23 protein-coding genes and 3 tRNA genes are annotated in these 25,548 nt (G+C 26.2%); 15 read left to right on the top strand and 11 right to left on the bottom strand.

Annotation, left to right across the window (positions count from 1 at the left end; translation table 11 throughout):
- Positions 1–180 precede the first annotated feature (180 nt).
- From EV215_RS09955 to EV215_RS09910, 9 genes are all read left to right on the top strand, one after another.
- Positions 181–257: transfer RNA gene (locus EV215_RS09955), tRNA-Pro, on the top strand.
- A gap of 8 nt (positions 258–265) precedes the next feature.
- Positions 266–342 (top strand) — tRNA-Ala (locus EV215_RS09950).
- Positions 343–357: 15 nt separating this feature from the next.
- A tRNA-Gln gene (locus EV215_RS09945) sits at positions 358–432 on the top strand.
- Between the two features lie 111 nt (positions 433–543).
- Positions 544–906 (top strand): ArsR/SmtB family transcription factor, encoded by a 363-nt coding sequence (locus tag EV215_RS09940; protein ID WP_134113862.1) that lies wholly within the window; start codon positions 544–546, stop codon positions 904–906.
- Between the two features lie 11 nt (positions 907–917).
- Positions 918–1,406: a flavodoxin family protein gene (locus tag EV215_RS09935; protein ID WP_166667404.1), complete on the top strand. Its 489-nt coding sequence runs from the start codon at positions 918–920 to the stop codon at positions 1,404–1,406.
- 20 nt (positions 1,407–1,426) lie between these two features.
- Positions 1,427–2,527 carry an HD-GYP domain-containing protein gene (locus EV215_RS09930; RefSeq protein ID WP_134113860.1) on the top strand — a complete coding sequence of 367 codons (1,101 nt, stop codon included), beginning with the start codon at positions 1,427–1,429 and terminating at the stop codon, positions 2,525–2,527.
- Positions 2,528–2,669: 142 nt separating this feature from the next.
- Positions 2,670–3,128, top strand: a complete 459-nt coding sequence (locus tag EV215_RS09925) for a hypothetical protein (RefSeq protein WP_134113859.1) — start codon at positions 2,670–2,672, stop codon at positions 3,126–3,128.
- Positions 3,129–3,854: 726 nt separating this feature from the next.
- Complete coding sequence (locus tag EV215_RS09915; RefSeq protein WP_134113858.1) at positions 3,855–4,337, top strand: Lrp/AsnC family transcriptional regulator; 483 nt, start codon at positions 3,855–3,857, stop codon at positions 4,335–4,337.
- The gene (locus tag EV215_RS09910) at positions 4,337–5,512 is read left to right on the top strand and encodes a pyridoxal phosphate-dependent aminotransferase (RefSeq protein WP_208320370.1); all 1,176 of its coding nucleotides are present in this window, start codon (positions 4,337–4,339) and stop codon (positions 5,510–5,512) included. The genes EV215_RS09915 and EV215_RS09910 overlap by 1 nt, the downstream gene beginning before the upstream one ends.
- 32 nt (positions 5,513–5,544) lie before the next feature.
- Here the strand turns inward: EV215_RS09910 and EV215_RS09905 are convergent, their stop codons facing one another.
- Both EV215_RS09905 and EV215_RS09900 read right to left on the bottom strand, forming a co-directional pair.
- Positions 5,545–6,369 carry a YjjW family glycine radical enzyme activase gene (locus tag EV215_RS09905; protein ID WP_134113857.1) on the bottom strand — a complete coding sequence of 275 codons (825 nt, stop codon included), beginning with the start codon at positions 6,367–6,369 and terminating at the stop codon, positions 5,545–5,547.
- Between the two features lie 9 nt (positions 6,370–6,378).
- Complete coding sequence (locus EV215_RS09900; RefSeq protein WP_134113856.1) at positions 6,379–7,866, bottom strand: YjjI family glycine radical enzyme; 1,488 nt, start codon at positions 7,864–7,866, stop codon at positions 6,379–6,381.
- A gap of 207 nt (positions 7,867–8,073) precedes the next feature.
- Here EV215_RS09900 and EV215_RS09895 point away from each other — a divergent pair, with 207 nt between their 5' ends.
- The gene (locus EV215_RS09895) at positions 8,074–10,173 is read left to right on the top strand and encodes a methyl-accepting chemotaxis protein (protein WP_134113855.1); all 2,100 of its coding nucleotides are present in this window, start codon (positions 8,074–8,076) and stop codon (positions 10,171–10,173) included.
- 55 nt (positions 10,174–10,228) lie between these two features.
- On the opposite strand, the gene ilvC is transcribed toward EV215_RS09895, so the two are convergent.
- The 5 genes from ilvC to ilvD form a co-directional block, all read right to left on the bottom strand.
- Positions 10,229–11,224, bottom strand: coding sequence for a ketol-acid reductoisomerase (gene ilvC, locus EV215_RS09890; RefSeq protein ID WP_134113854.1), 996 nt, complete (start codon positions 11,222–11,224; stop codon positions 10,229–10,231).
- A 67-nt stretch (positions 11,225–11,291) separates the two neighbouring features.
- Positions 11,292–11,780 carry an acetolactate synthase small subunit gene (gene ilvN, locus EV215_RS09885; RefSeq protein ID WP_134113853.1) on the bottom strand — a complete coding sequence of 163 codons (489 nt, stop codon included), beginning with the start codon at positions 11,778–11,780 and terminating at the stop codon, positions 11,292–11,294.
- Complete coding sequence (gene ilvB, locus EV215_RS09880; RefSeq protein WP_134113852.1) at positions 11,780–13,480, bottom strand: biosynthetic-type acetolactate synthase large subunit; 1,701 nt, start codon at positions 13,478–13,480, stop codon at positions 11,780–11,782. The genes ilvN and ilvB overlap by 1 nt, the downstream gene beginning before the upstream one ends.
- A gap of 11 nt (positions 13,481–13,491) precedes the next feature.
- Positions 13,492–14,694, bottom strand: a complete 1,203-nt coding sequence (ilvA, locus tag EV215_RS09875) for a threonine ammonia-lyase (RefSeq protein WP_134113851.1) — start codon at positions 14,692–14,694, stop codon at positions 13,492–13,494.
- 40 nt (positions 14,695–14,734) lie between these two features.
- Positions 14,735–16,393, bottom strand: a complete 1,659-nt coding sequence (ilvD, locus tag EV215_RS09870; RefSeq protein WP_134113850.1) for a dihydroxy-acid dehydratase — start codon at positions 16,391–16,393, stop codon at positions 14,735–14,737.
- A gap of 518 nt (positions 16,394–16,911) precedes the next feature.
- On the opposite strand from ilvD, the gene EV215_RS09865 reads away from it, so the two are divergent.
- The 5 genes from EV215_RS09865 (at position 16,912) to aat (ending at position 22,219) form a co-directional block, all read left to right on the top strand.
- A complete protein-coding gene (locus tag EV215_RS09865) occupies positions 16,912–17,670 on the top strand; it encodes a tRNA threonylcarbamoyladenosine dehydratase (protein ID WP_134113849.1) in 759 nt (252 codons plus the stop codon).
- Positions 17,671–17,822: 152 nt separating this feature from the next.
- The gene (locus EV215_RS09860) at positions 17,823–19,034 is read left to right on the top strand and encodes an FtsW/RodA/SpoVE family cell cycle protein (RefSeq protein ID WP_134113848.1); all 1,212 of its coding nucleotides are present in this window, start codon (positions 17,823–17,825) and stop codon (positions 19,032–19,034) included.
- Complete coding sequence (locus tag EV215_RS09855; protein ID WP_134113847.1) at positions 19,009–19,314, top strand: ATP-dependent Clp protease adaptor ClpS; 306 nt, start codon at positions 19,009–19,011, stop codon at positions 19,312–19,314. The genes EV215_RS09860 and EV215_RS09855 overlap by 26 nt, the downstream gene beginning before the upstream one ends.
- Positions 19,314–21,530, top strand: a complete 2,217-nt coding sequence (locus EV215_RS09850) for an AAA family ATPase (RefSeq protein WP_134113846.1) — start codon at positions 19,314–19,316, stop codon at positions 21,528–21,530. The genes EV215_RS09855 and EV215_RS09850 overlap by 1 nt, the downstream gene beginning before the upstream one ends.
- Before the next feature lie 11 nt (positions 21,531–21,541).
- Positions 21,542–22,219 carry a leucyl/phenylalanyl-tRNA--protein transferase gene (gene aat, locus EV215_RS09845; RefSeq protein WP_134113845.1) on the top strand — a complete coding sequence of 226 codons (678 nt, stop codon included), beginning with the start codon at positions 21,542–21,544 and terminating at the stop codon, positions 22,217–22,219.
- A gap of 62 nt (positions 22,220–22,281) precedes the next feature.
- Here aat and EV215_RS09840 read toward each other — a convergent pair whose 3' ends face one another.
- From EV215_RS09840 to coaBC, 4 genes are all read right to left on the bottom strand, one after another.
- Entirely contained in the window at positions 22,282–23,271 is a 990-nt protein-coding gene (locus tag EV215_RS09840; protein WP_166667403.1) for a 2-hydroxyacid dehydrogenase, read from the bottom strand.
- An 84-nt stretch (positions 23,272–23,355) separates the two neighbouring features.
- Positions 23,356–23,904: a nitroreductase family protein gene (locus tag EV215_RS09835; protein ID WP_134113844.1), complete on the bottom strand. Its 549-nt coding sequence runs from the start codon at positions 23,902–23,904 to the stop codon at positions 23,356–23,358.
- Between the two features lie 51 nt (positions 23,905–23,955).
- Positions 23,956–24,324 (bottom strand): NusG domain II-containing protein, encoded by a 369-nt coding sequence (locus tag EV215_RS09830; RefSeq protein ID WP_134113843.1) that lies wholly within the window; start codon positions 24,322–24,324, stop codon positions 23,956–23,958.
- 14 nt (positions 24,325–24,338) lie between these two features.
- Positions 24,339–25,502, bottom strand: a complete 1,164-nt coding sequence (gene coaBC / locus EV215_RS09825; RefSeq protein WP_134113842.1) for a bifunctional phosphopantothenoylcysteine decarboxylase/phosphopantothenate--cysteine ligase CoaBC — start codon at positions 25,500–25,502, stop codon at positions 24,339–24,341.
- Between the last annotated feature and the right edge of the window lie 46 nt (positions 25,503–25,548).

Genomic DNA, 25,548 nt, shown 5'->3' with positions numbered 1-25,548 from the left:
AATGTTTGGATTTAAAAGTCCAAATGAAGTTTATGAAGAAAAATTAGTTAAATTAGCATAGGGGTAGATGTGTGCAATTAAACTTGCAATTTTCAAAAGTAAAAAATATTCAAAAAAATAATTGACAATTGATGGTTAATATAGTATAATTATTCTTGCCTTGAGAAATAAAGGTAAGTTCGGAATATAGCGCAGTCCGGTAGCGCACCTGCCTTGGGAGCAGGGGGCCGCAGGTTCGAATCCTGCTATTCCGACCATTTTTAATGGGGCTATAGCTCAGTTTGGGAGAGCACCACACTTGCACTGTGGGGGTCAGCGGTTCGATCCCGCTTAGCTCCACCATAAAAAATATATTAATGGGCTGTCGCCAAGCGGTAAGGCATCAGACTTTGACTCTGACATGCGTTGGTTCGAATCCAGCCAGCCCAGCCATATATAATAATAAATATTTTTATAAAGCACTATATAGTGCTTTTTTTATTTTTTTTTGCTTTTTTTTCTTAAAAAATGTATTATATAATTAGAGAGAATGAAAGGAGTTTTATGGAAAAAAAAGGTTTGATTTGCGAATGCCAAGATATACATAAAGATATAATTAAAAATATAAAAGAAAAAATGTATAATGAAAAATTATTAATAGATTTAGCTAATTTTTATAAAATTTTTTCGGATCCGACTAGATTGAAAATTATTTATGCTCTTTTAAATACTGAACTTTGTGTATGTGATATAGCAGAAGTTTTAGGAATGACTCAATCAGCTATTTCACATCAGCTTAGATTACTTAGAAACTATAAAATAGTAAAATCATATAAAAAAGGTAAAAGTGTATTTTATTCATTAGATGACGAACATATTTATGAATTACTTCAAACAGGAATTTCACATCATATTGAAAAAAAATAGGAGGGATTATTTTGGGAAAAAAAGGTCTTATTGTATATTATTCATTAGATGGAAATACAGAATATGTTGTAAATAAACTATTGGAAAAAAATAATTTTGATATTATTAAGTTAAGTCCTAAAAAAGATATAACAGAAAAAGGTCTTCTAAAGTATTTTTGGGGTGGCTCACAGGTGTTTATGAAAAAGATGCCTGAGTTAAATGATTATAATAAAACAATTAATAATTATAATACAATAATAATAGGTACACCTGTTTGGGCAGGGAATTTTACACCAGCAATAAGAAGTTTTTTAGTTAAAGAACAAGAAAATCTTAAAAATAAAAAAATATATATTTTTGCTTGTTTTGATGGGAATAGTGGAAAAACTTTTAAAAAATTTGAGGAATTTATTGATAAAAATAGTATAATATCTACACTAGGAATAAAAAGTTGTATAAAAAATAAAGAAAATAATAATAAGATTATAGAGGAATGGATAAAACAAATTATAATTTGAATTTAAAGTAGGAGAAAATTATGGATATAGTAACCTTAGATATAATTGGAGCTGTACTTAATTCTTTGAAATATACTAATATTGAAAAATATAAAATATTAAAAAGAAGAGTTGTTTTAGTAAAAAAATTAGTAGATTTAATAAACGATGAAAGCAGTTTTACAGTAACAATTGCGGCTATGTTAAAAGATATTGGTGATATGAGAAATTCTGATATTAATCATAAATCCAATTATGCTTCAGCTGAACTTATTCGTATAATGCCTGAAATTATACCACTTCAATATGAAATAGCAGATATTATTCTTGATAGTAATGAAAAAATAGATGGGACAGGGTTTTATCAAAAAACAGATATATCAATAGAATCACAAATTGTAGCAATTATTGATGAATACATTTCAACTAATAAAGTTCCAGAAGTAGGTTATGAGAGTATAGTTATTAAAGGATTACAACAAATAGTAGAAAAAGATTATGTTAAAATTATGTTAGATAATAATGACTATATTGATAATTTCTTTACTTATACTTTAAAGAAAAATAATGTTTATAAAATAAAATTAGATAATGTAGAAGAGGAGCAATTTTTATCAGTTATTGCTTCTATTATAGATAGTGGACACCAGTATACAGGCGGGCATACTAAAAGAGTTGCTACATATAGTTATGTATTAGGAAAAGAAATGGGATATGATAAAGAAAAACTTTCAGAAATTAGATATGCAGCTTATTTACATGATATCGGAAAGCTTGTTGTAGATGTAGGTATTTTGGATAAACCTGACAAATTAACTAATTATGAATTTGAAAAAATAAAGGATCATGCACTATATTCATATAAAATTCTTCAAGATTCTCCACAATTAAAAAATATTAGTTATGGAGCATTACATCATGAAAGACTAGATGGAAAAGGATATCCATTTGGACTTTTAGCAAAAGATATTCCAACAGAAACTAGAATTATAACATTTGCAGATATTTTAGATGCCCTTACATCGAATAGACCTTATAGAAAACCACTTACATTTAAAAAAGCATTAGAAATAATGGAGAAGACTATGGTAGGAAAATCTATTGATCCAGATATATTTGAAATCGCAAAATATTTATTTTAAATTTTCTTTAAAAGTATAGTAAAATATTGTTTTTAAATTACTAAAAAAAATTGAGATTTAAAAATACCTTGAAAACAAAAGGTATTTTTTGTATACTATAATTAATAAAAAATTATCAATATAAATATAAGGGAGGAAATGAATGAAGAAACTTAAAATTTTGATATTTGGATTATTATTATTAGTAACTGCTTGTTCGAATAAAGCTACTCCAGAAGTAGACAATGCAGTTCAAGAAAAATTATCAGAAACTCAAAAAAAATTAGAACTAGCCGAAAAAAATCTTACAGATGTTGAATTAAAATTAAAAACAACTATGGAAGAATTAGAATCAACAAAAGTTAATTATAATGCATTAAAAGAAGAGAACGAAGCTTTAAAAGAAGATTTATCAGCTGTGAAATATGATCTTGAAATAGCTAATAAAAATATAAAAAATAAAGAAGTTGCAGTAGAAAAAGTAAAAATAGAAAAAGAAAAAATAGAAAAAGATAATATTGCCTTAAAAGAAGCTATAAATTCGTTAGAGGGAGCAAAAACAAATATTGATAAAGCAGTAAATAAAATAGATACTGCAATTAAAGGTGTAAATGATAAATAATATTTATAATAAACCCTATTTTCTAAATGTTGGAGAATAGGGTTTATTATTTAAATGGAAGCATTAATTTTATCAAAAAAAATATAAAACAAAAATTAATTGACAACTAAATTATTGTATTATACAATTAGGTTTATATAAATGTTTTTATTATGAAAATAGAATGTAAAATAATAGCTAACAAAATATTAATTTTATATAAATATGGATTAATAAGATTTAGTTAGGAACTTATAGAAAATAATAAATATGGAATTGCTATTGAAATAATAGATAATATTTAAAAAACAGAAGATTTTTAATAATATAAATAAAATAATATTAGTAAAAAATTAGAAAAAATATTGCGTAGATTGTAATGCAAAATATCTAGAAATCAAAATAAATAAAAAGAAGGGAGGAAGTTCGTCAAAACCAATAACATTATAAAACCTGAAAAATACATTAGATTATTTTATAGGAAATTATCTAATATTAGGAATAATCATTTATATTAAGCAACTATTAAGATTGTGAAAATCAAACTTTAAGAGTAGTTAAACAATTTTTGATTTATCCAAATCTATAGCACAGAAAGGGTTGCATGTGTCTAAAAGACAACTGAAATATAAGTTTTATGGAATTAAATTTCTTGTATCTAAAATTAAGCTATTTGAAAAATGGGATACATGGATAAGGGTTAAATAGATTTTATAAAGTTTATAAGGTTTTGGCAACGGAGCAGGTATGGAAAAAATAATAGAAATATTAAAAGAGGATTCAAGAGCAACTCCAAAAGATATAGCAATTATGTTAGGAATATCAGAAGAAGAAGTAAAAGAAAAAATAAAACAACTTGAAAAAGATAATATAATATTAAAATATACAACTATAATAAATGAAGAAAAATGGGAAGATGAAAAAGTTCAAGCTTTTATAGAAGTAAAAGTATCCCCTGAAAGAGAAATGGGGTTTGATGCAATTGCTGAAAGAATATACAAATTTCCACAAGTTAAATCATTATTTTTAATGTCAGGAGGCTTTGATTTTTTAATTGTTATAGAAGGCCAATCATTAAAAGAGGTTGCATTATTTGTATCAGAAAAATTATCAACACTTGATTATATCAATAGTACAGCTACTCATTTTATGTTAAAAAAATATAAAGAAAATGATGTAGTAATGGAAGATAAAGAAAAAGTAGATAATAGATTGGCTGTGATGCCATAATGAATAATGAAATGAAAGATAAGATATCTAATAATTTAAAAAAATTAAAACCTTCTGGAATAAGAAGATTTTTTGATTTAGTACAAACAAAAAAAGATGTAATTTCTTTGGGAGTTGGAGAACCTGATTTTATAACACCATGGAGTATTATTGACAGTGCTTATTATCATATGAAAAAAGGACACACTCATTATACATCAAATTATGGACTTTTAGAATTTCGATTAGAAGTTGCAAATTATTTAAAAAAATACAATTTACAGTATAATGAAAAAGAGATAATTGCTACAGTAGGAGGAAGCGAGGGAATAGATTTAGCACTTAGAGCTATTATTAATCCAGGTGATGAAATAATAGTTCCAGAGCCTGTCTATGTGCCATATAGGCCAATGGTAGAGTTTATGAATGGAGTTGCAGTAGAAATAGATACATCTAAAACAAATTTTAAAATAACACCAGAAGAGCTTGAAAAAAAGATTACATCTAAAACAAAAGCTATTATTTTATGTTATCCAAATAATCCTACAGGGGCAATAATGTCAAAAGAGGAATTGGAGGCTATTGCAAAAGTTATAAAAAAACATCAAATTTGGGTAATAAGTGATGAGATTTATTCAGAACTTAGTTATGATGGAGAACATTTCTCAATTGCTTCATTTGAAGGTATGAAAGAACAAACTATTTATTTAAATGGCTTTTCAAAAGCATTTGCTATGACTGGATGGCGTATAGGATACTTATGTGGACCGGAGTGGCTTGTAACTCAAATCATTAAAATACATCAATATGCAATTCTTTGTGCACCAATATTTAGCCAATATGGTGCAATAGAAGGACTTAGAAATTGTAATAAAGAAGTAAAAAAAATGAAAGACTCTTTTTCTAGAAGGAGAAGGCTTATTTATCACGGATTTAAAGATATAGGATTTGATGTAATAGAACCAAAAGGTGCAATGTATATTTTCCCAAATATTGAAAAATATGGATTAAGTGATGAAGATTTTGCAATAAAACTTTTAGAAGAAGAAAATGTAGCAGTTGTTCCAGGAAGTGCTTTTGGAGATAAATTTAAAGGATATATTAGATGTTCTTATGCTACAGAGATAGAGTTAATAAAAGAAGCAATAGACAGAATAGAAAGATTTGTAAAAAAATTAGAGTTGAAAAGTATATAAAATAAAAATACCCTCAATTTAAGGGTATTTTTTTATACAGTAATAAAATTAAAATATTTTGGAAATAATTGTATAATTTTTTTAATTTCGTCATCAGAAATAGCTGATAAATTTTTATATTTTTTGCGAACACCGTATTTTCTATATTTTATTAATTTATATCTAATATTAGTATCTTTGATCAAAGGTACTACATAATTAATAGTATCAAAATAATCTATTTCTTTAATTAGTACGGTTCTTATTTCATATATTTTATTATTTTTTATTAAAAATTTCAAATTTTTTAAGACTGTTTCATTTGTTTTTCCTGTTAATTTTTTATGAATGTTTCTATCAAATGCCTTTACATCAAGCATAAATTTATCTACAATATTAACAAAATCGTTCAAACTAGTAAAGTCAATATAACCATTAGTGTCTACATATACATCCAAATTATATTGTTTAATCTCTTTAGCAAATTGAGTGATAAATAAATGATTTATACTACATTCACCGCCACTAAAAGTAATTCCTCTAATAAAATTTTTGTATTTTAAAATTTCATTTACTAAAGTAGATACAGTATATTCTATTACTTTTGGAGAACTATTATATTTACAATGTTTTATACATTCATCACAATTTACACAATTATTTTGATTGTAATTAATTTTATTATTTTTTAATTTTAAAGCATTAAATTTACAAAATTTAACACATTCACCACAATTATTGCATATGTTTATAGTTTCTGGATTATGACAATATTTACAATTAAAGTTACAACCTTGTAAAAAAATAGCTGTTCTGTTGCCGGGTCCATCAACAGAAGAAAAAGGGATTATTTTATTTATCAAAACTTTATTATCCATAAGTCACCATTATTTCCTTAACTTTCTTTCAAGTACTTTCATATTATCTCGGGCACCTTTTCCAAGAACAGTAGTATCTCGTAGGACAACTTGATTATTATCCAATTTTTCTATTTCACTTCTTTTTACTAAATAGCCTGTAATTCTTACTACATCTGCATTATCTTCATAAAAAGAGATATATCTAAGTCCTTGTTTAAATCCACCTTTTATTATATCAAGTATAGATTCCAAATTATTTCTAGTAGTTTTATCAAATCTAAATACATCACCTATACCTGAAGGGAAAAATTTATGAAATGGTGCTGATTGAATAATATGCTCAAATATTTCGGGTTCTTCTCCTATAGGAATTCTACATCCAGGGGTACAATCAGTATCACTATCAATTCCTACTTGTGCGTGTAACAAATATTTATTATTACTAAAATTACAATAAATACCTTTATGTTTTTTTACTAAATTATCAATAGTTTCTATAATTTTATATCCCAATTCATTAGCAATTTTACTATGTCCAAATCTATCTTTTTTACCTTCTAATTTTAATAAATAATTAACTGCTTCAGCAAGACCGACTATTCCAAACATTGCAGTAAAATTATCTATTTTAATAAATTCTTCTTTTACTAAAAAATTTGATTCGAAAAATCCGCTTTCTTCTACAATAAATTTAATTCTTTTATCCATATAATCAGTCATGTTATTAACTAATTTAACAAGTTGATTATTTAAAAAATCATCAATATTTTTTGATTCTTTAGCCAATCTAAAAAGTCTACTTCTTACTAGAGTATGACTACCACCGCCGATCTTAAGTCCATTATAACAACTAGCTATTGCATAATCACCATTAAAATCTGCTCTAAAAATTTTATCATTTGCAAAACTTGGTTTTGCTGTAATTAAAGAAGTTTCTATTGCTAATTTTGCAAATTCTATTGGAGTTATATTTTCATCATATTTTAAAGTAATATTTGGTGTGGGATTTTGTAATTCTTTTGAAGCTTTTAAAATTAATTCACCAGCTTTTGTATATTTAGGTCCAATATTTGCATGACAAAAAGAATCAGTTATTGTTTTATCTATATGGTTTAAAAATAATTTTATTACTTCATAGTCTTCATCACCTTTTATAAAGGGTTCTAAAATATAATCAATATTTCCTATATATACTGGCATTGTAGTAATAGAAGGTATATGTTTATAAAAAATAAGTAAATTATTGACTGCTTCTAATAAAGTTTTAGGCGGAGAAAGTTCTAAAAATGTTGAACCTTTTTTCATAAATTTATTAAAATCAACTATAATATATCTTGGTCTATAAGGTGCATTCCCCTCAAATAAATCACAAATTATTCCTTTATCAATCATCTCTTTTGTTTCATTTGATAACTCGATAGGAGCTATACTATTTTCTGCATATCTTGCAAGTTCTATTACTTTTTGTTCAAATGATAAATTTTTGTTTTTTATTATTTTGATTACATCATTCATAATATCACCTCATAGTTTTTATTTATATTATAGTTCTTTTTTTTATATAAAAACATGAAAAATGTCATATTTGACTATTTAATAAAAATATTTTGCTTTTTTTAATATTATAAAATATTTTTATAAAATTTTTCATCTTTTTAAAAGGAAATTAAATGTAAAGTCAGTATACTCTTTTTAAGAGAATTAAATTTAGGAGGGATTTATATGAAAATAAGTAATAAAATTGGACTTAGTATTGTTGGAACTGTATTGGTTACAACTATTTTAATATTAGGAAATATTCTTATTTATACAAGTAAAGATATACAAAAAGATGCAGAGAATATAGTTATGGGAATATTGGCAGGCATAGCAAATGATATGAATACCCAAATTCATACTACAATGATGACAGTAGATAATGCAATAAATATACTTGAAAATACAATAGATTTAGATAAAATACAAGAAAGCCAAGAGTATACAGATAATTATGAAAATAGTATTTTAAATATGTTTTATGGAATAGGACGTTTATCAGCAGATAAAAATGTTTGGTTTCAAGGAAATACTAATGTAACTAAATCTATTATGCATATATCAGTAAGAGAAAAAGATGGAAAGATGATAAGAAATGCAAAATGGAATGTAATAGGCAGCAGTAGCGAAAAAGATGACTGGTGGGTAAAACCATTACAAAATGGAAGTAACTGGTCAAAACCATATAAATGGGATCCATGGGGAAAAGGAACAATACTTGTAAGTTATGGTAAAAAATTTGAAAAAAATGGGAAAGTAATAGGCGTAGTAGGAAGTGAGTTTTATTTAAATCATTTACAAGAAGAGTTGAAAAAGGTAAAACTTTTTAAAACAGGGTATGTAGTTTTAATGGATCAGAACTTAAATTTACTTTATCATCCAAATGAAAAATTAAAAAGTATTTATGATGCTGGTCAAGAGTTGGGAGACTTATTTAAAAAAGAGATGATAGATAGTGGTAAAACATCAGGAATATTTAGATATAAATTTCAAGGGAAAGATAAATTATTTATCTACAAAGTATTAAAAAATGGATGGATACTTGGGGGAGCACCAGAAGTTAATGAGATGTTAGAAACATTATTAAATCTTCAAAAATTATTATTAAAAGTAGTAATAGTAGTTATTGTTTTAGGATTAATTCTTTCTAAAATTATAGGAAATTCTATTTCAAAACCTATAAAAATGATGATAGCCGAATTTAAAAAATTATCTGAAGGGGATTTGAATTCTAATTTAAAAGTATCAACAAAAGATGAAATAGCAGAACTTACAAAAGATTTTAATAATTTTACAAATAAATTAAAATCAACTATTTCTCAAATAAATGATATAGCAAAAAATATTGTATCAGTAAATATAATGATTAATAAATCAATGGATAATTTAATAAATGGTGAAAATAGTCCATCATATACAGAATTAAAAAATTCTATAGATAAAGGAATAATGCAGTTGAATAATGCAATTGAAACTGTATTGGATAATGTACGAAATCAAACAGCTTCTTCAGAAGAAAGTTTAGCAGCACTTCAGGAAATAAGCGCAACAAGTGATAATGCAAACGAAAATATCAAAGTTGTAAATAATTCATTTAATAAAACTTTAGAAATAGCTAAAAATAGTGCAGTTGATATGAATAAACTTACTGAAAATATGAAAAATATAAATATTAGTACAGAACAAACAAATAAAGATATAGATAAACTAAAAGATTTATCAAATAAAATAGGGGATATAACAGTAGCAATAAATGCAATAGCAGAGCAAACTAATTTACTTGCACTAAATGCAGCAATAGAAGCAGCAAGAGCAGGAGAAGCAGGAAGAGGATTTAGTGTGGTAGCAGAAGAGATAAGAAAATTAGCAGAACAAACAAACAAAGAAACAAATGAAATAGATAATCTAATAAAAACAATTCAACTAGAAGTAGAAGATGTAAAAATTAGTGCTACAGAAGTAAAAGAAAAAGTAGAAGAAGGATTAAAAATGACAAATAGTGCAAAAGAAAATATGGATATAATAATAGAGCATAATAATCAAAATGCTATTCAAATAGAAGATGTAAGTAATTCAATAGAAGAACAAGCACATGCAGCAAAAGAAATAACAACAGCGATAAGTAATATTACTGATAGTTCAACAGAAATAGAATCATTGAGTATCGAAACTAAAGATATTTCAGAAACAGTAACAGAACATATAAAAGAAAATCAAGAATTACTTGAATCTCTAGATGAACTTTTAGAAAAATTAAAAACAGATCTAAATTTCTTTAAATATTAAATTTATTATAGAATTAAAAAAAGAAGCTAATTTTAGCTTCTTTTTTATATAAAAATTATTTTTTAAATCCAAAATCCATCATAGATCTAAGCTTTTTACCTACTACTTCTACTTGATGTTCAGCTTCACTAGCTCTTTTTGATTTAAGGAATTTTTGTCCATTATTATAATCATCCATAAAATCTTTAGTAAATTTACCAGATTGAATATCAGCAAGAACACCTTTCATAGCTTCTTTAGTTTCAGCAGTAATTATTTTAGGACCAGTTATATAATCTCCATATTCAGCAGTATTTGATATAGAATATCTCATACCTTCAAATCCTTTTTCATATATTAAATCAACTATAAGCTTCATTTCATGTACACATTCAAAATATGCATTCATTGGATCATAACCAGCTTCTACTAAAGTTTCAAATCCAACTTTCATAAGTTCTGTTACTCCACCACAAAGAACAGCTTGTTCACCAAATAAATCAGTTTCTGTTTCTTGTTTAAATGTAGTTTCTAATATTCCAGTTCTAGCACCTCCTACACCATATGCCCAAGCCATAGCTATATCTTTTGTATCGCCAGCAACGTCTTGGTATACAGCTACCAAACATGGTACTCCACTTCCTTCAGTAAATGTTCTTCTTACCATATGTCCAGGGCCTTTTGGTGCTGTCATAAATACATTTGCATCTGTAGGTGGTACAATTAATCCATAATGAATGTTTAAGCCATGTCCAAATCCTAAATAAACTCCTTTTTTAAGATTAGGAGCTATCGATTTTTCATAAGTATCTTTTTGTACTTCATCAGGAATTAGTATCATTACTACATCAGCATTTTTTACAGCATTTTCTATAGTATCAACTTTTAATCCATCTTTTTCTACTTGTGCCCAAGAAGAGCTTCCTTTTCTAAGTCCTACTGTTACATTTGCTCCACTATCATGTAGGTTTTGTGCATGAGCATGACCTTGACTTCCATATCCTACTACTGCTATTTTTTTGTCTTTTAATAAATCAAAATTACAATCTTTTTCATAATAAATATTTGCCATATTGATTTCCTCCTATTTTATTTTTAATATATATAAATTTTAATTATAAATTTATTTTTGTTACATTTTACATTACAGTTTTTTCTCCCCTATGAAGAGCTATTTTACCTGTTCTAACTAATTCTTTTATTCCAAATTTACTCATCATAGATATAAATGCTTCTAATTTTCCATCATCACCAGTAATTTCTATAGTTAGAGTATTTTCTCCAACATCAACTATTTTACCTCTATAAATATCAGTAAATTGAATAATTTCTGAACGATTTTTTTTGTCAGCTATTACTTTTATAAGTACAAGTTCTCTATTAACAGAAGTATCTTTTGGTAAATCTATTACTTTTAATGTATCTATAAGTTTATATAACTGTTTTTCAATTTGTTCTAATATATCAGTATCACCTTCAACAACTATAGTCATTCTTGATAATTTTGGATTTTCAGTATGTCCAACAGTTAAACTCTCTATATTAAATCCTCGTCTACTAAATAATGCAGATATTCTAGTAAGAACACCGGGTTTGTTTTCTACAATAACTGAAATTACATGTCTCATTATAATTCCCCCTTTATTCCAAGCATTTTATGAGAATCGCCACCTGCTGGAACCATAGGCAATACATTTTCTTCTTTTGAAACTTTTACATCAATAACAACAGGTTCATTAGATGTAAGTAAATCATTTAATTTTTCATCTAATTCAGAAGGGGTTTCAATTCTTACTCCTTTTAAACTATATGCTTCAGCTAATTTTACAAAATCAGGACTTATTTCTAAATCTACTTGAGAGTATCTATTAGAATAAAAAATTTCTTGCCATTGTCTTACCATTCCTAAATAAGAGTTGTTAACAATAACTACTTTAACAGGAATATTAAAATGAGCTAAAGTCATTAATTCTTGCGAAGTCATTTGAATTCCACCATCACCGACAATTGCTATCACTGGTTTATTTGGAAGTCCAACTTTTGCTCCAAGAGCTGCAGGAAGTGCATATCCCATTGTTCCAGCTCCCCCAGATGTACAATGTGAATCAGGATTTTTAAATTTGTAATATTGAGCAGTCCACATTTGGTGCTGACCAACATCAGTTACAATTATTGCTTCACCATTTGTTAATTCACTTATTTTTTCTATTAGATATTGAGGTTTGATTTCTTCATTAGAATTTTTATAAACTAAAGGATTTTCATTTTTCCATTTAGTTACAGTTTCATTCCATTCTGTTTTTTCTCTTTGAGGCATTTTTTCTAAAAATTTAACAAGAACTCTTTTTACATCACCGACAATAGGAATATCTGCTTTTTTATTTTTACCTATTTCAGCAGGGTCAATATCTATATGTATTACTTTAGCATTTTTTGCAAAAGTTTCTAAATTACCCGTAACTCTATCATCAAATCTCATACCAATAGCAATAACTAAATCAGATTCAAATACTGAATAATTAGCTGCATAAGTTCCATGCATTCCAAGCATACCTAAACATAAATCATGTGCTGTGGGAATAGAACCTAGTCCAAGAAGAGTAACTCCTACAGGAATATTAGTTCTTTCGACAAATTTAATAAATTCTTTTGAAGCTTTTGATTTTATTATTCCAGCTCCAGCTAAAATAACTGGTCTTTTTGATTGATTAATCATTCTAATTGCACTTTTAATTTGTTTTGGATGACCTTCATAATTAGGATTATAGCTATCCAACCTAATAGGTTCATTATGTAATATTTCAAATTCTTCAAAATTTATTTCAGCTTGTTGAATATTTGAAGGTATATCGATAAGCACAGGCCCTGGTCTTCCAGTGCTAGCTATATAAAATGCTTCTTTTATAATTCTAGGTAAATCTTTTACATCTTTAACTAAATAATTGTGTTTTGTAACAGGCATTGTAATCCCAGTAATATCTGATTCTTGAAATGCATCTTTTCCTATTTCATAAGTTGCTACTTGTCCAGTAATTGCAACCATAGGAATAGAATCCATATATGCGGTCATTATACCTGTCACTAGATTTGTTGCTCCTGGTCCAGATGTTGATACACATACTCCAACTTTTCCTGTAACTCTGGCATATCCATCAGCAGCATGTGCAGCTCCTTGTTCGTGTCTTGTTAATATATGATTGATCCCAGAGAAATCATAAAGCTCATTATATAAAGGAATAACTTTACCTCCTGGATATCCAAATATTGTATCTACACCTTGCCTTTTTAATCCTTCTAATATGATTCTGGCTCCATTTATTTTCTTCATAATATACCTCCTTACTCTACTTTGTTTATACTATATCCTTTCTTTGCAAAAGCTTTAATTATCTCTTGTATATGTCTTTCACCATTAGTTTCAACTGTTACTTCCAATTCTACATGAGTAAATCTATCTAAATTTTTAAATTGATTATGGTCTAATTTTATAACATTAGCATTTTGTTTAGCAAGAATATCTGAAACTAATAAAAGCTCTCCAGGTCTATCATTTAATGTTATAGAAAATCTAAAAATTCTTCCTCTAGATACTAAACCTTTTGTTATAAGAGATGATATAGTAAGAACATCAATGTTTCCCCCACTTACTACACAAACAATCTTTTTATTTTTTACATTTAATCTTTTTATTCCAGCTAATGATAATAAACCAGAATTTTCTGCTATTATTTTATGTTTTTCTACAAGAATTAAAAAAGCTTCCATTAATTCATAATCTGATACTGTAATTATTTCATCAACATATTTTTTACAAAGATTAAATGTTAACTCTCCTACTTCTTTTACAGCAGTTCCATCTGCTATTGTGTGAGTATTTTCTAGTTTAGTTATTTTATCATTTTTAAATGATTCTAACATACTAGCGGCACCTTCTGGTTCTACTCCAACAATTTTTATATGTGGATTTACAAGTTTTATAGCGGCAGCAACTCCTGCAATAAGACCACCGCCACCAACAGGAACTAAAACTACATCTGTATCTGGAAGTTCTTTAAATATCTCTAATCCTATTGTACCTTGACCTATTATTATATCTTTATCATTAAATGGATGAATAAAAGTATAATTATTTTCTTTTTGTAATCTCATTGCTTCTTCATAAGCTTCATCATAGACATCACCTGCAAGCACAACTTTTGCACCATACTTTTTTGTAGCTTCTATTTTTATAAGAGGAGTTGTTTTTGGCATTACTATAGTAGCAGGGACTCCAAGTTGCTGTGCAGCAAAAGCAACTCCTTGAGCATGATTTCCTGCAGATGAAGCTATAAGACCTCTTTTTTTCTCTTCATCTGATAATAATGCAATTTTATTATAGGCTCCTCTTATTTTAAAAGCACCTGTTTTTTGAAGATTTTCAGGTTTTATAAATATTTCATTTTGACTCTCTTCACTAAAAGCAGGACTATAAATTAGTCTAGTTTCTTTTATTATATTTTTTAGTCTATTTTCAGCTAAAGTAAAATCCTTTAAAGTAAACATTTTACCAGACCTTTCTTCTTAAATTTCTATTTTATTTAAATTATAATTCCTCAATAGCTCCTTTATGTGCCGAACTTACATTTTGAGCAAATTTTTTTAGACATAATCCCTTTACATTTTTTGTTACTTTTTTTAAATTTTTCATTCTATTTTCTATTTCTTCATCACTAAGTTTTACATTAAGAGTTCGATTAGGTATATCTATAGTGATTATATCTCCTTCTTGAATTATTGCAATCTCTCCTCCTTCTGCGGCTTCCGGTGAAATATGTCCTATAGAAGCTCCTCTAGTGGCACCGCTAAATCTACCATCAGTAATTAAAGCGACACTTCCATCTAGTCCCATTCCTGCAATAGCAGCTGTAGGAGCAAGCATTTCTCTCATACCAGGACCACCTTTAGGTCCTTCATATTTTATAACTACAACATCGCCGGCTTTAATTTTTCCACTATAAATAGCATCTACTGTTTCTTCTTCTGAGTTAAAAACTCTAGCAGGCCCTTCATGCACCATCATTTCTGGTTTTACTCCGGCAGCTTTTACAATAGAACCATTTTTAGCTATATTACCTTTTAATACAGCTAACCCACCACGTTTATTATAGGCATTATCAAAACTTCTTATTACATCATTATCTTTTATAACAGCTTTTTCAGCTATTTCTTTTTGTGATTTTAATGCAACACTCTTAGCTTCTTCTAATAAATTATTTTCATGTAATACTTTCATTACTGCAGGAATTCCTCCAGCTTCATTTAAATCTTCTATAAAATAATTTCCAGAAGGAGAAAGCTTACATATTTGAGCTATTTTTTCTGCAATTTTGTTAAAATCATCTAAAGTTAAATCAACACCTGCATCATGAGCAACAGCTGGTATATGAAGAGCAGTATTACTAGAACCTCCTAATGCCATATCAACAGCAACAGCATTTAAAAATGCTTCTTTAGTTAAAATATCTCTAGCTTTTATATCTTCATTATATAATTTTACTATTTGCATTCCTGCTAATTTAGCAAGTCTAATTCTTTCAGAGTATACAGCAGGAATTGTTCCATTTCCAGGAAGTCCTATTCCTAATGCTTCTGTCATACAATTCATTGTATTTGCAGTATACATTCCAGAACAAGAACCACAAGTAGGACAAGCTGTATTTTCTACCTCTTTAAGTTCACATTCTGATATAGTCCCTTTTTCATACTCACCTACATACTCAAATACATTACTAAGACCTATTTTTTTATTTCTAAATTTTCCAGCAAGCATAGGTCCACCACTTAAGAATATAGAAGGTAAATTAAGTCTTCCTGCAGCCATAAGCATTCCGGGTACACTTTTATCACAACTTGGTATAAAGACCATTGCATCAAATGGAGTAGCCATAGTAGTAGCCTCTATTGAATCAGCTATAAGACTTCTAGTTATTAAAGAATATTTCATTCCTTCGTGATTCATAGCTAAACCATCGCATATTGCAATAGTATTAAATTCTAAAGGTATTCCACCAGCCATTCTTACTCCAGCTTTTACAGCATCAATAAGAGTTCTTAAATGCATATGCCCAGGAACTATTTCATTAAAAGAACCAGCTATTCCTATAATTGGTTTTCCTATTTCTTCGTCAGTCAAACCAAGTGCTTTTAATAATGATAAATGTGGTGTTCTTTTCAAACCTTTTGTCATATTATCGCTTCTCATAAAAATTCCCCCTTGTAAAAAAAACAGCTGATAAATGTCAGCTGTTTTTATATATTAAAATATAAAATATTCTGTATTAAAATACGTAAACGTATTATAAAAACAACGACAATTTATTAATATTATTATTAGCTTCTTTATTTAGTAATAAGACTATGACAAATGATAAAAGAATAGGTAAGCTAATAATTAATATCATAAATATGTCCTCCTTTAAATTCTTAAAATAGTATTATCTCATTAGGATAATTTTGTTAAATTAAGGATATCAAATTTCTTTGGATTTGTCAAGAAATATTCATTCTAAAATAAGAATAACACAAAAAAAATCAAAAATCAAAAAAATAAGTTTAAATTTTAAAACAAATACAAAAAAATATAAAAATGTCAAAAAAATATTATTTACTATTTTACTATTGAATTTATATGTAAAATATAGTAAAATAAGATGTTATTTTTATAGTGAGTAAAATTTTTTATAATTAAAAATATAAAAACTGATAAAATTAGGAGGCAAAATGCAACATAGATTTTCCAGAACGGAATTAATTATTGGAAGTAAAAATTTAGAAATTTTAAATAATAAACATATAGCAATATTTGGTATAGGTGGAGTAGGATCATTTGTTGTTGAAGCATTAGCCAGAGCAGGAATTGAAAATTTCACTTTAATTGACTATGATGATATATGTATAACTAATATTAATAGACAAATTCATGCGACTACTAAAACAATTGGCAAATTAAAAGTAAATATAATGAAAGAAAGAATATTGGACATAAATCCAAAAGCTAATGTAAAGGCATTAAAAATTTTATATAATAAAGAAACAGAGGATGAAATTTTTAAAGAAAAATTCGATTATGTTGTAGATGCAATAGATATGGTAACTTCAAAACTATTATTAGTAGAAAAATGTAAAAAAGAAAATATACCTATTATTAGCTCAATGGGAACAGGGAATAAAATAAATCCAACTATGTTTGAAGTAACAGATATTTATAAAACATCTGTTTGTCCATTAGCTAAAGTAATGAGAAGAGAGCTAAAAAAACGAGGAATAAAAAAATTAAAAGTTATTTATTCTAAAGAAATACCAATAAAACCTCAAATATCAGTAACATCGTGTAAGGAAAATTGTGTATGTCTCACTAATACAGAAATAAATTGTAAAAATAAAAGACAAATACCAGGAAGTATCTCATTTAGTCCGTCAGTGGCCGGACTTATTATAGCTTCGGAAGTAGTAAAAGATATATTAAATTTAAAAAATTAAAGATTTATAGAAGATAAAACCTAATTTCTAAAATATTTAAATTATTTAGAAATTGGGTTTTGTTAATTTAAGTATAAAAAAATAATTTAAATTATATAAATTATGTTATTTTTTTGATATAATATCTATAAATAAAAGTAGTGAGGGGAAATATGGATAAAAAAAATCAACTTTCAACAAGTATTCCAAATTATGCAATATTTATAGTAATTATATCGATTGTTATATTACTTTCTATATTTAGTGTAATAAATATTGCTAGCTCAAATTTAAATAATGTATTAAATGAAAAAAGCTTAATAGGGTTTAAATTAGCTTTTAAACAACTAATATTTTTAATATTAAGTTTAGGAATTGTTTTTTTAATAGTTTTTATTGCCCCATATAAAAAGTTAGAAAATTCTTATATTGTTTTTACTATTTATTTATTTACAAATATTTTATTAATATGGGTATTGTTTGGTAGAGAAGTAAATGGAGCAAAACGTTGGTTAGACATACCGTTAGGATTTAAGATTCAACCTTCTGAGTTTGCAAAAATAACTTTTATTATCTTATTAGCAAAAATATTTTCAAAAATTGAAAAATATAATAAACAAATTAGTTTTATAGATTTAATAGAAAAAAAAATTATTAATAATTTTATAATAATTTTTATTATTCCAGCTTTAGTATTACTTGAAAAAGATTTAGGAACGGTTATTCATTATAGCTTAATTTTTCTTTCTATGTTTTTAATATCAAAGATAAAAAAAGGATTTAAAACATTTATTTTAATATTTTATATAGGAGCAATATTATTAGGAGGGGTATATATTTATAAAACCTCAAATCATAATGATTATAAATTTCGTAGAATAAATTCATATGTAGAAAGACTTTTTCATAATAAATATGATAAGGATGATCAAGTAACTCAATCTATATACGGCATAGCTAGCGGAGGTTTTTTAGGTAGAGGTTATGGAAATGGGATACAAAAATATAATTATGTACCTGAAATCCATACAGATTTTATTTTTGCTACTATTAGTGAAGAGATGGGATTTTTAATTTCTACAATAATAATAATAAGTTATATAGTACTCTATTATTTTTTACTACTTATATCATTTAGGAGTAAAAATATGTTTGGGAAATATTTGGTTTTTGGAATAGCAAATATGATAATATCACAAGTTATTTTAAATTTATACGTAGTAACAGGACTTTTTCCTACAACAGGAATTCCTTTACCATTTTTAAGTTATGGAGGAAGTTCGACTTTAACAATGTATATGATAATTGCATTAGCTTTAAACGTACTAAGAACTGGAAATATAAAAAGAGAGGGAAAAAATGAGTTTAAAAGAGAAAATAATTGAAAAAAATAATATAAAATTTAAAGAACCTAATATGTATAATGTAATATTTTTTAATGATGATTATACTACGATGGAATTTGTAGTGGAGATACTTATGAGAGTCTTTCATAAAAGTTTAGATGAAGCCAATAACTTAATGCTTTTAGTTCATAACCAAGGAAAAGCTATTATAGGGAAATATACCTATGATATAGCAATAACAAAAGTAAGTGTTACTAAAAAACTAGCAAAACAAAATGGATTTCCTCTAAGGGTAGATATAGAAAAGGAGGATAAATAATGAGATTAGATAAATATGCAAATGAAATATTAAGTAAGTCATATTTAATGGCAGAAGAAGAAAAATATGAATATTTAACACCAGAATATGTAATGTATACAGCATTAAACTATAAAAATATGAGAAAATTATTAATGGATTTAGGAGTAAATATCCAAGAATTAAAATTAGATTTAGAAAAATACCTAAATGAAAATACCTATAAATCAGAAAATGGACCTATAAATTCTATTTTATTAGATAATATTATAAGTAAAGCTACACTTCAAAAAGCTAGCGCTGGGAAAGACATAGTTACATATTATGATATATTTTTATCTATGTATGATGAAGAAGAATCACATATAAGTTATTTTTTAAAAAAACAAGGGCTAAAAAGAATAGATATTTTAAATTATATTACCTCAATAGATAATGAAAAGTCAATAGATTATGATGAAGATGAATTTGGCGAAGATGAATTTGATGAAGATATAAATTATTTAGAAACTTACGCAACAAATCTTACAGAATTAGCAAAAGAAAAAAAATTAGATCCTTTAATTGGGCGTGAAGAAATATTAGAAAGAACAATGCAAGTATTATTAAGAAGAACTAAAAATAATCCACTTCATATAGGAGAAAGTGGAGTAGGGAAAACAGCGATAACAGAAGGTTTAGCTCAGCTTATAGCTAAAAATAAAGTTCCCAAAAATTTAAAAGATACAAATATATATTCTATTGATATAGCTACAATTTTAGCAGGTACAAAATATAGAGGTGATTTTGAAGAAAGATTAAAGAATATTTTACTTGAATTATCAACAGAAGAAAAACCAATTGTATATATAGATGAAATACATACTTTAATGGGGGCGGGGGCAGGAACGAATACAGCTCTTGATGCTTCAAACATATTAAAACCATATCTTACTTCTAGTAATATTAGATTTATTGGTTCAACTACTTTTGATGAATATAAAAAATTTATTGAAAAAAATAAAGCTTTTGCTAGAAGATTTCAAACTATTGTAGTAGAAGAACCAAGCGTAGAAGATAGTATAAAAATACTTATGGGAATAAAATCAAAATATGAAAAATATCATAATGTGAAATATACTGATAAAGCTATAGAAGCAGCATGTACTTTGTCAAATAAATATATCCAAGATAGACATTTGCCAGATAAAGCAATAGATATAATTGATGAAACAGCTGCATTTTATAGAATAAAAAATAACAGAAAGATAACTATAACAGAAGAACATATAGAAAAAATAATATCAAAACTTGCTAGAGTACCTAAAGAAAAAATAGAAGAAAATGAAGTAGATAGATTAAGAACACTTGACAAAGAACTTGAAAAATCAATATTTGGACAAGAGCAAGCTATAACAGAAATAGTAAAAGCTATAAGAAGATCAAGAGTAGGATTTAATGATGAAAATAAACCAATAGCATCATTTTTATTTGTGGGAAATACAGGAGTAGGTAAAACAGAATTGGCTAAACAACTAGCAAATACAATGCAAATACCACTTGTTCGGTTTGATATGAGTGAATATCAAGAAAAACATAGTGTAGCAAAGCTTATAGGGACACCACCTGGATATGTAGGATATGAAGAAGGAGGACAATTAATAGATGCAATTAAGAAAAATCCACATTGTGTTCTTTTATTAGATGAAATAGAAAAAGCGCATTTTGATATATATAATGTATTACTTCAAATAATGGATTATGCGACATTAACTGAAAATAATGGAAGAAAAGCTGATTTTAAAAATGTAATATTAATAATGACATCAAATGCAGGCGCTAGTGATATGAGCAAAAATTTAGTAGGATTTGGCCAAAAAACTATGGGTGAAACATCTGTTTCAAAAGCAATAAATAAAGTTTTTTCACCTGAATTTAGAAATAGACTGTCAAGTATAGTTTTATTTAATGATTTAAATAAAGATATGGCGATACTTGTAACTAAAAAAGAGATAGATAAATTAAATAAAAAATTAGCGGATAAAAAAATAAAAATAGAGTTATCAGAAGAAACCTTTGAGCATATATCTAATAAAGCTTTAAATACAAAATATGGTGCTAGAGAAATTATTAGATATATAGATAAAGATATAAAAGATTGGTTAGTAGAGAAGATTTTATTTAATGAAATAAGGGAAAATCAAAATATTTATATAAATATTGAAAATGATAAACTTAATTTTAAAATAAAAAAATAGAGAGGATATAAATGGCTATTTATACATTAAGTAAGGATATAAAATATTTTCCAAATCCAAATCTAGCAGATGAAACAGGAATAATAGCAATAGGAGGAGATTTATCTGTAGAAAGACTTATTAATGCTTATACTACAGGTATTTTTCCTTGGTATAATGAAAATGAACCTATATTATGGTGGTCACCAGCTAAAAGAGCTATTTTATACCCTAAAGACATACATATATCTAAGTCTATGAAAAAATTTTTAAAAAAAGAAATATATAGAATAACTTATGATACCTGTTTTGAAAAAGTTATTTCATTATGTGGTGCTACTAGAAAAGAAACCTGGATTACAAAAGAGATAAAAGAAGCTTATATAAAATTATTTAATTTAGGAATAGCTCATTCTGTTGAAGTATGGGATGAAGAAAATAATCTAATAGGTGGACTCTACGGAGAATCATTAGGAAAAATATTTTTTGGTGAATCAATGTTTTCTATTAAGAAAAATGCGTCAAAAGTAGCTTTTATTAATTTAGCTAAAAATCTTGAAGAATTAAATTTTGATATAATTGATTGCCAAGTACAAAATGATTATTTAGAAAGTATGGGGGTTATAGAAATAAATAGATTAGAATACTTAAATATTTTAGAAAATTCTTTACAAAAGCCCTCGTTAATAGGGAAATGGAATTTTAAGTAACAAAAAGATCCTAGACAAGTACTAAATATAGTATTTGCCTAGGATTTTATAATATTTTTATTTTATAAAATAACTTCGTTTGTAAGAGATAAATCATTTTCAAATTCAAAGAAATTTTTTAATGTTGTTTCAGCTATATTAGATAAAGCTTCTTCTGTAAGAAAAGCTTGATGTGAGGTAACTAATACATTGTTGAATGAAAGAAGTCTAGCTAAAATATCATCAGATATAATAGTATCAGAATAATCTTCAAAAAAATAATCTCCTTCTTCTTCGTATACATCAAGAGCAGCATATCCTATTTTTTGACTTTTTAAGCCATTGATTAAATCTTGAGTATTAATTAAAGCACCTCTACCAGTATTTACTATCATTACTCCGTCTTTCATTTTATCGATACTATTTTTATTTATAATATATTTTGTATCTTTCGTAAGTGGACAATGTAGAGAAATAATATTTGAGTTTTTATATAAGTTATTTAGTGTTGTATATTCAAAATCTAACTCTTTAGATTTTTCTTGATTTGGATATGGATCGTATGCGAGAACTTTCATTCCAAAACCTTTTAAGATTTTAATTACAATTAATGCAATTTTTCCTGTTCCTATTATTCCAGCAGTTTTACCATTTAAATCAAAACCAGTAAGACCAGAAAGAGTAAAATTAGCCTCTCTTGTACGCAGATAAGATTTATGTATTTTTCTATTTAGAGTAAGTATAAGAGCAATAGTATGTTCAGCTACTGCATAGGGCGAATAAGCAGGAACTCTAACAATTTTTATATCTAAAGCTTTAGCTATTTTTAAATTAACATTATTAAAACCAGCACATCTAAGAGCTACAATATTTATATTAAACTCTTTTAATTTTTCTAAAACTTCTTTAGTTATTTCATCGTTTACAAATACACAAACAGCATCATATCCTTTTGCAAGAGTAACAGAATCAATATTTAATTTCATTTCAAAATATTTTATTATATGTGTTGAATTGTATTTATCAAAATATTTTTTATCATATTTTTTTGTATCAAAAAACGCTATTTTCATTTTGATCACCACTTTTAACAGGATAAATTATTTACTTTTTTAGTAAAGAATATATGTATAATTATACCATATTTTATGGTATAATTAAAGAGTTTTTATTATTATTTCGTTAATATTTTTTCGTTTTGGCATAATCCTAGTTTTTTTAATAGGTTTACCTACACTAATAAAAGCACACAATTCTATGTTTTCAGGAATGTTTAGTATTTCTCTAGCTTTATTATAATCATAAGCTCCTATAATTACACTTCCAAGTCCCATATCATGTATTTTTAAAGAGATATTTTCACAAGATAATCCTAAATCAAACATAGCCCATTCACTTTGAATATTATAATTTATTTCATTTCTTCTAGATATACCTGCTATATTTTTTTCAAAACATGCTACTAAAACTAAGTTTGAATCTTTTGTGCATTTTATCGCTGGATTATTTGGAGAAAATGTGTCAGCTATTTGGCTTATAATATTTTTATCTCTTAAAATAATAAATCTCCAAGTTTGAGAATTTGCCCAAGAGGGAGCTAATGTTGCTGCTTCTAAAATTTCTTTTAATTCTTCATCTTTTATATAATATTCTTTATCAAACTCTCTTATTGTACGTCTTTCTTTTAATAATTGATTAAAGTTCATATATTTTCCTCCTAATAGTTATGTAATTTTCATCTTATATTTTTTATAATTTTATTGTAAAATATAATCAACATCTTTTCTTTCACCAGTTATTTTAATAAGTAACTTATCGGGAATACCAATTAATGTTTCTCCAGCTTTACTTATAAATCCTTGTTTTACAACGAGCTTTTTAGGTGAATTTGAAGTTAAAACTCGTACTTTATTATCAACTATTTCTACTTTAACACCACCAATATCAGTAGGGATTTTAAATATTTTTTGTTCTTTTGTTAGTTTATAAGTATATTTTAATTGATTATTTACATATATTTCTATTTTTTCAGCTTTATAATTTGGTATTTTTAAAGTTGTAGTTATTAAAAAAGAAAAAAATAAAATTATAAAAGAGTATATAAAAATATCACCTTTTTTAAACATTGTTTACCTCAAATCTAAATATTAAAAATTTTATTTAATAATTTTTTTGCAATTTCTTCTTTATTTGCTTCATCAAACTCAATATTGTTTTTATTTTTATCAATTAGTACGACTTTATTTTTATTACTAGAAAAATAAGTTGTATGATTAGCTATAATGTAATCAAGGTTTTTCTTTTCTAATTTTTTATAAGCATTTTCAATTAAATTTTCGCTTTCAGCACAAAATCCTATTAATAATTGATTTTCTTTTTGTTTACCCATTTCAAATAAAATATCTGGATTTCTAACTAATTCAATTACAAGATTTTCATCATTTTTTTTTATTTTATTTTTAGAAATATCTTTTGCTCTATAATCTGCAACAGCTGCAACAGCAAATACAGTATCGACATTGCTATAATATTCGAATACTTTTTCATACATTTGAAGAGCAGTATTTACTTTTATTGTAGTAATTCCTTTTATATCTTCTTGAGAATTTGGTCCAGCAATAAGAATTACTTCAGCGCCAAGTTCCTTTGCATATTTTGCAATAGAATATCCCATTTTACCACTTGATTTATTTGATAAATATCTAATAGGATCAATTTTTTCTTCTGTTCTACCAGCGGTAATAAGTATCTTTTTTCCAGAAAGTATTTTATAATTAAAATGAGTTTCAACTATTTTAATTATTTCATCTTCATTTCTTAATCTACCTTTTCCAGTAGTATTGCAAGCTAAAAAACCTTCATCAGAATCAATAAAGTTATAACCATAGTTTTTTAATTTGCTTATATTTTCATGTAAAATTGGATTTTCATACATATTTACATTCATTGCAATAGCAAAATATATAGGTGCTTTTGCAGCTGAAATTACAGTCGAAAGCATATCATCAGCTATTCCATTTGCTATTTTTCCTATTATATTATATGTAGCAGGAGCAACAAGTATAAGATCAGCCCATTCGGCAAGAGAAATGTGTTCTACATCATAATTAGATTTTTTTTCCCACATATCGATAACAACTCTATCTCTTGCTAATGTTTCAAGAGTTAAAGGAGTTATTATTTCAGTAGCATTTTTTGTCATTATAACTTTTATATTATATCCTTTTTTCTTTAATTTAGAAATAATATTAGCAGATTTATAAGCGGATATACCTCCAGTTACCCCTATTAAGATATTTTTCATATTATCACCTTGTATAACGAAAACAGATAAAGTCTCATTATACATT

Origin of the sequence: Hypnocyclicus thermotrophus (genome assembly GCF_004365575.1) — a bacterium.
Classification (GTDB): Bacteria; Fusobacteriota; Fusobacteriia; order Fusobacteriales; family Fusobacteriaceae; genus Hypnocyclicus; species Hypnocyclicus thermotrophus.
The sequence above is the reverse complement of the archived record's forward strand: the minus strand, read 5'-3'. Positions and strand labels throughout refer to the sequence as shown.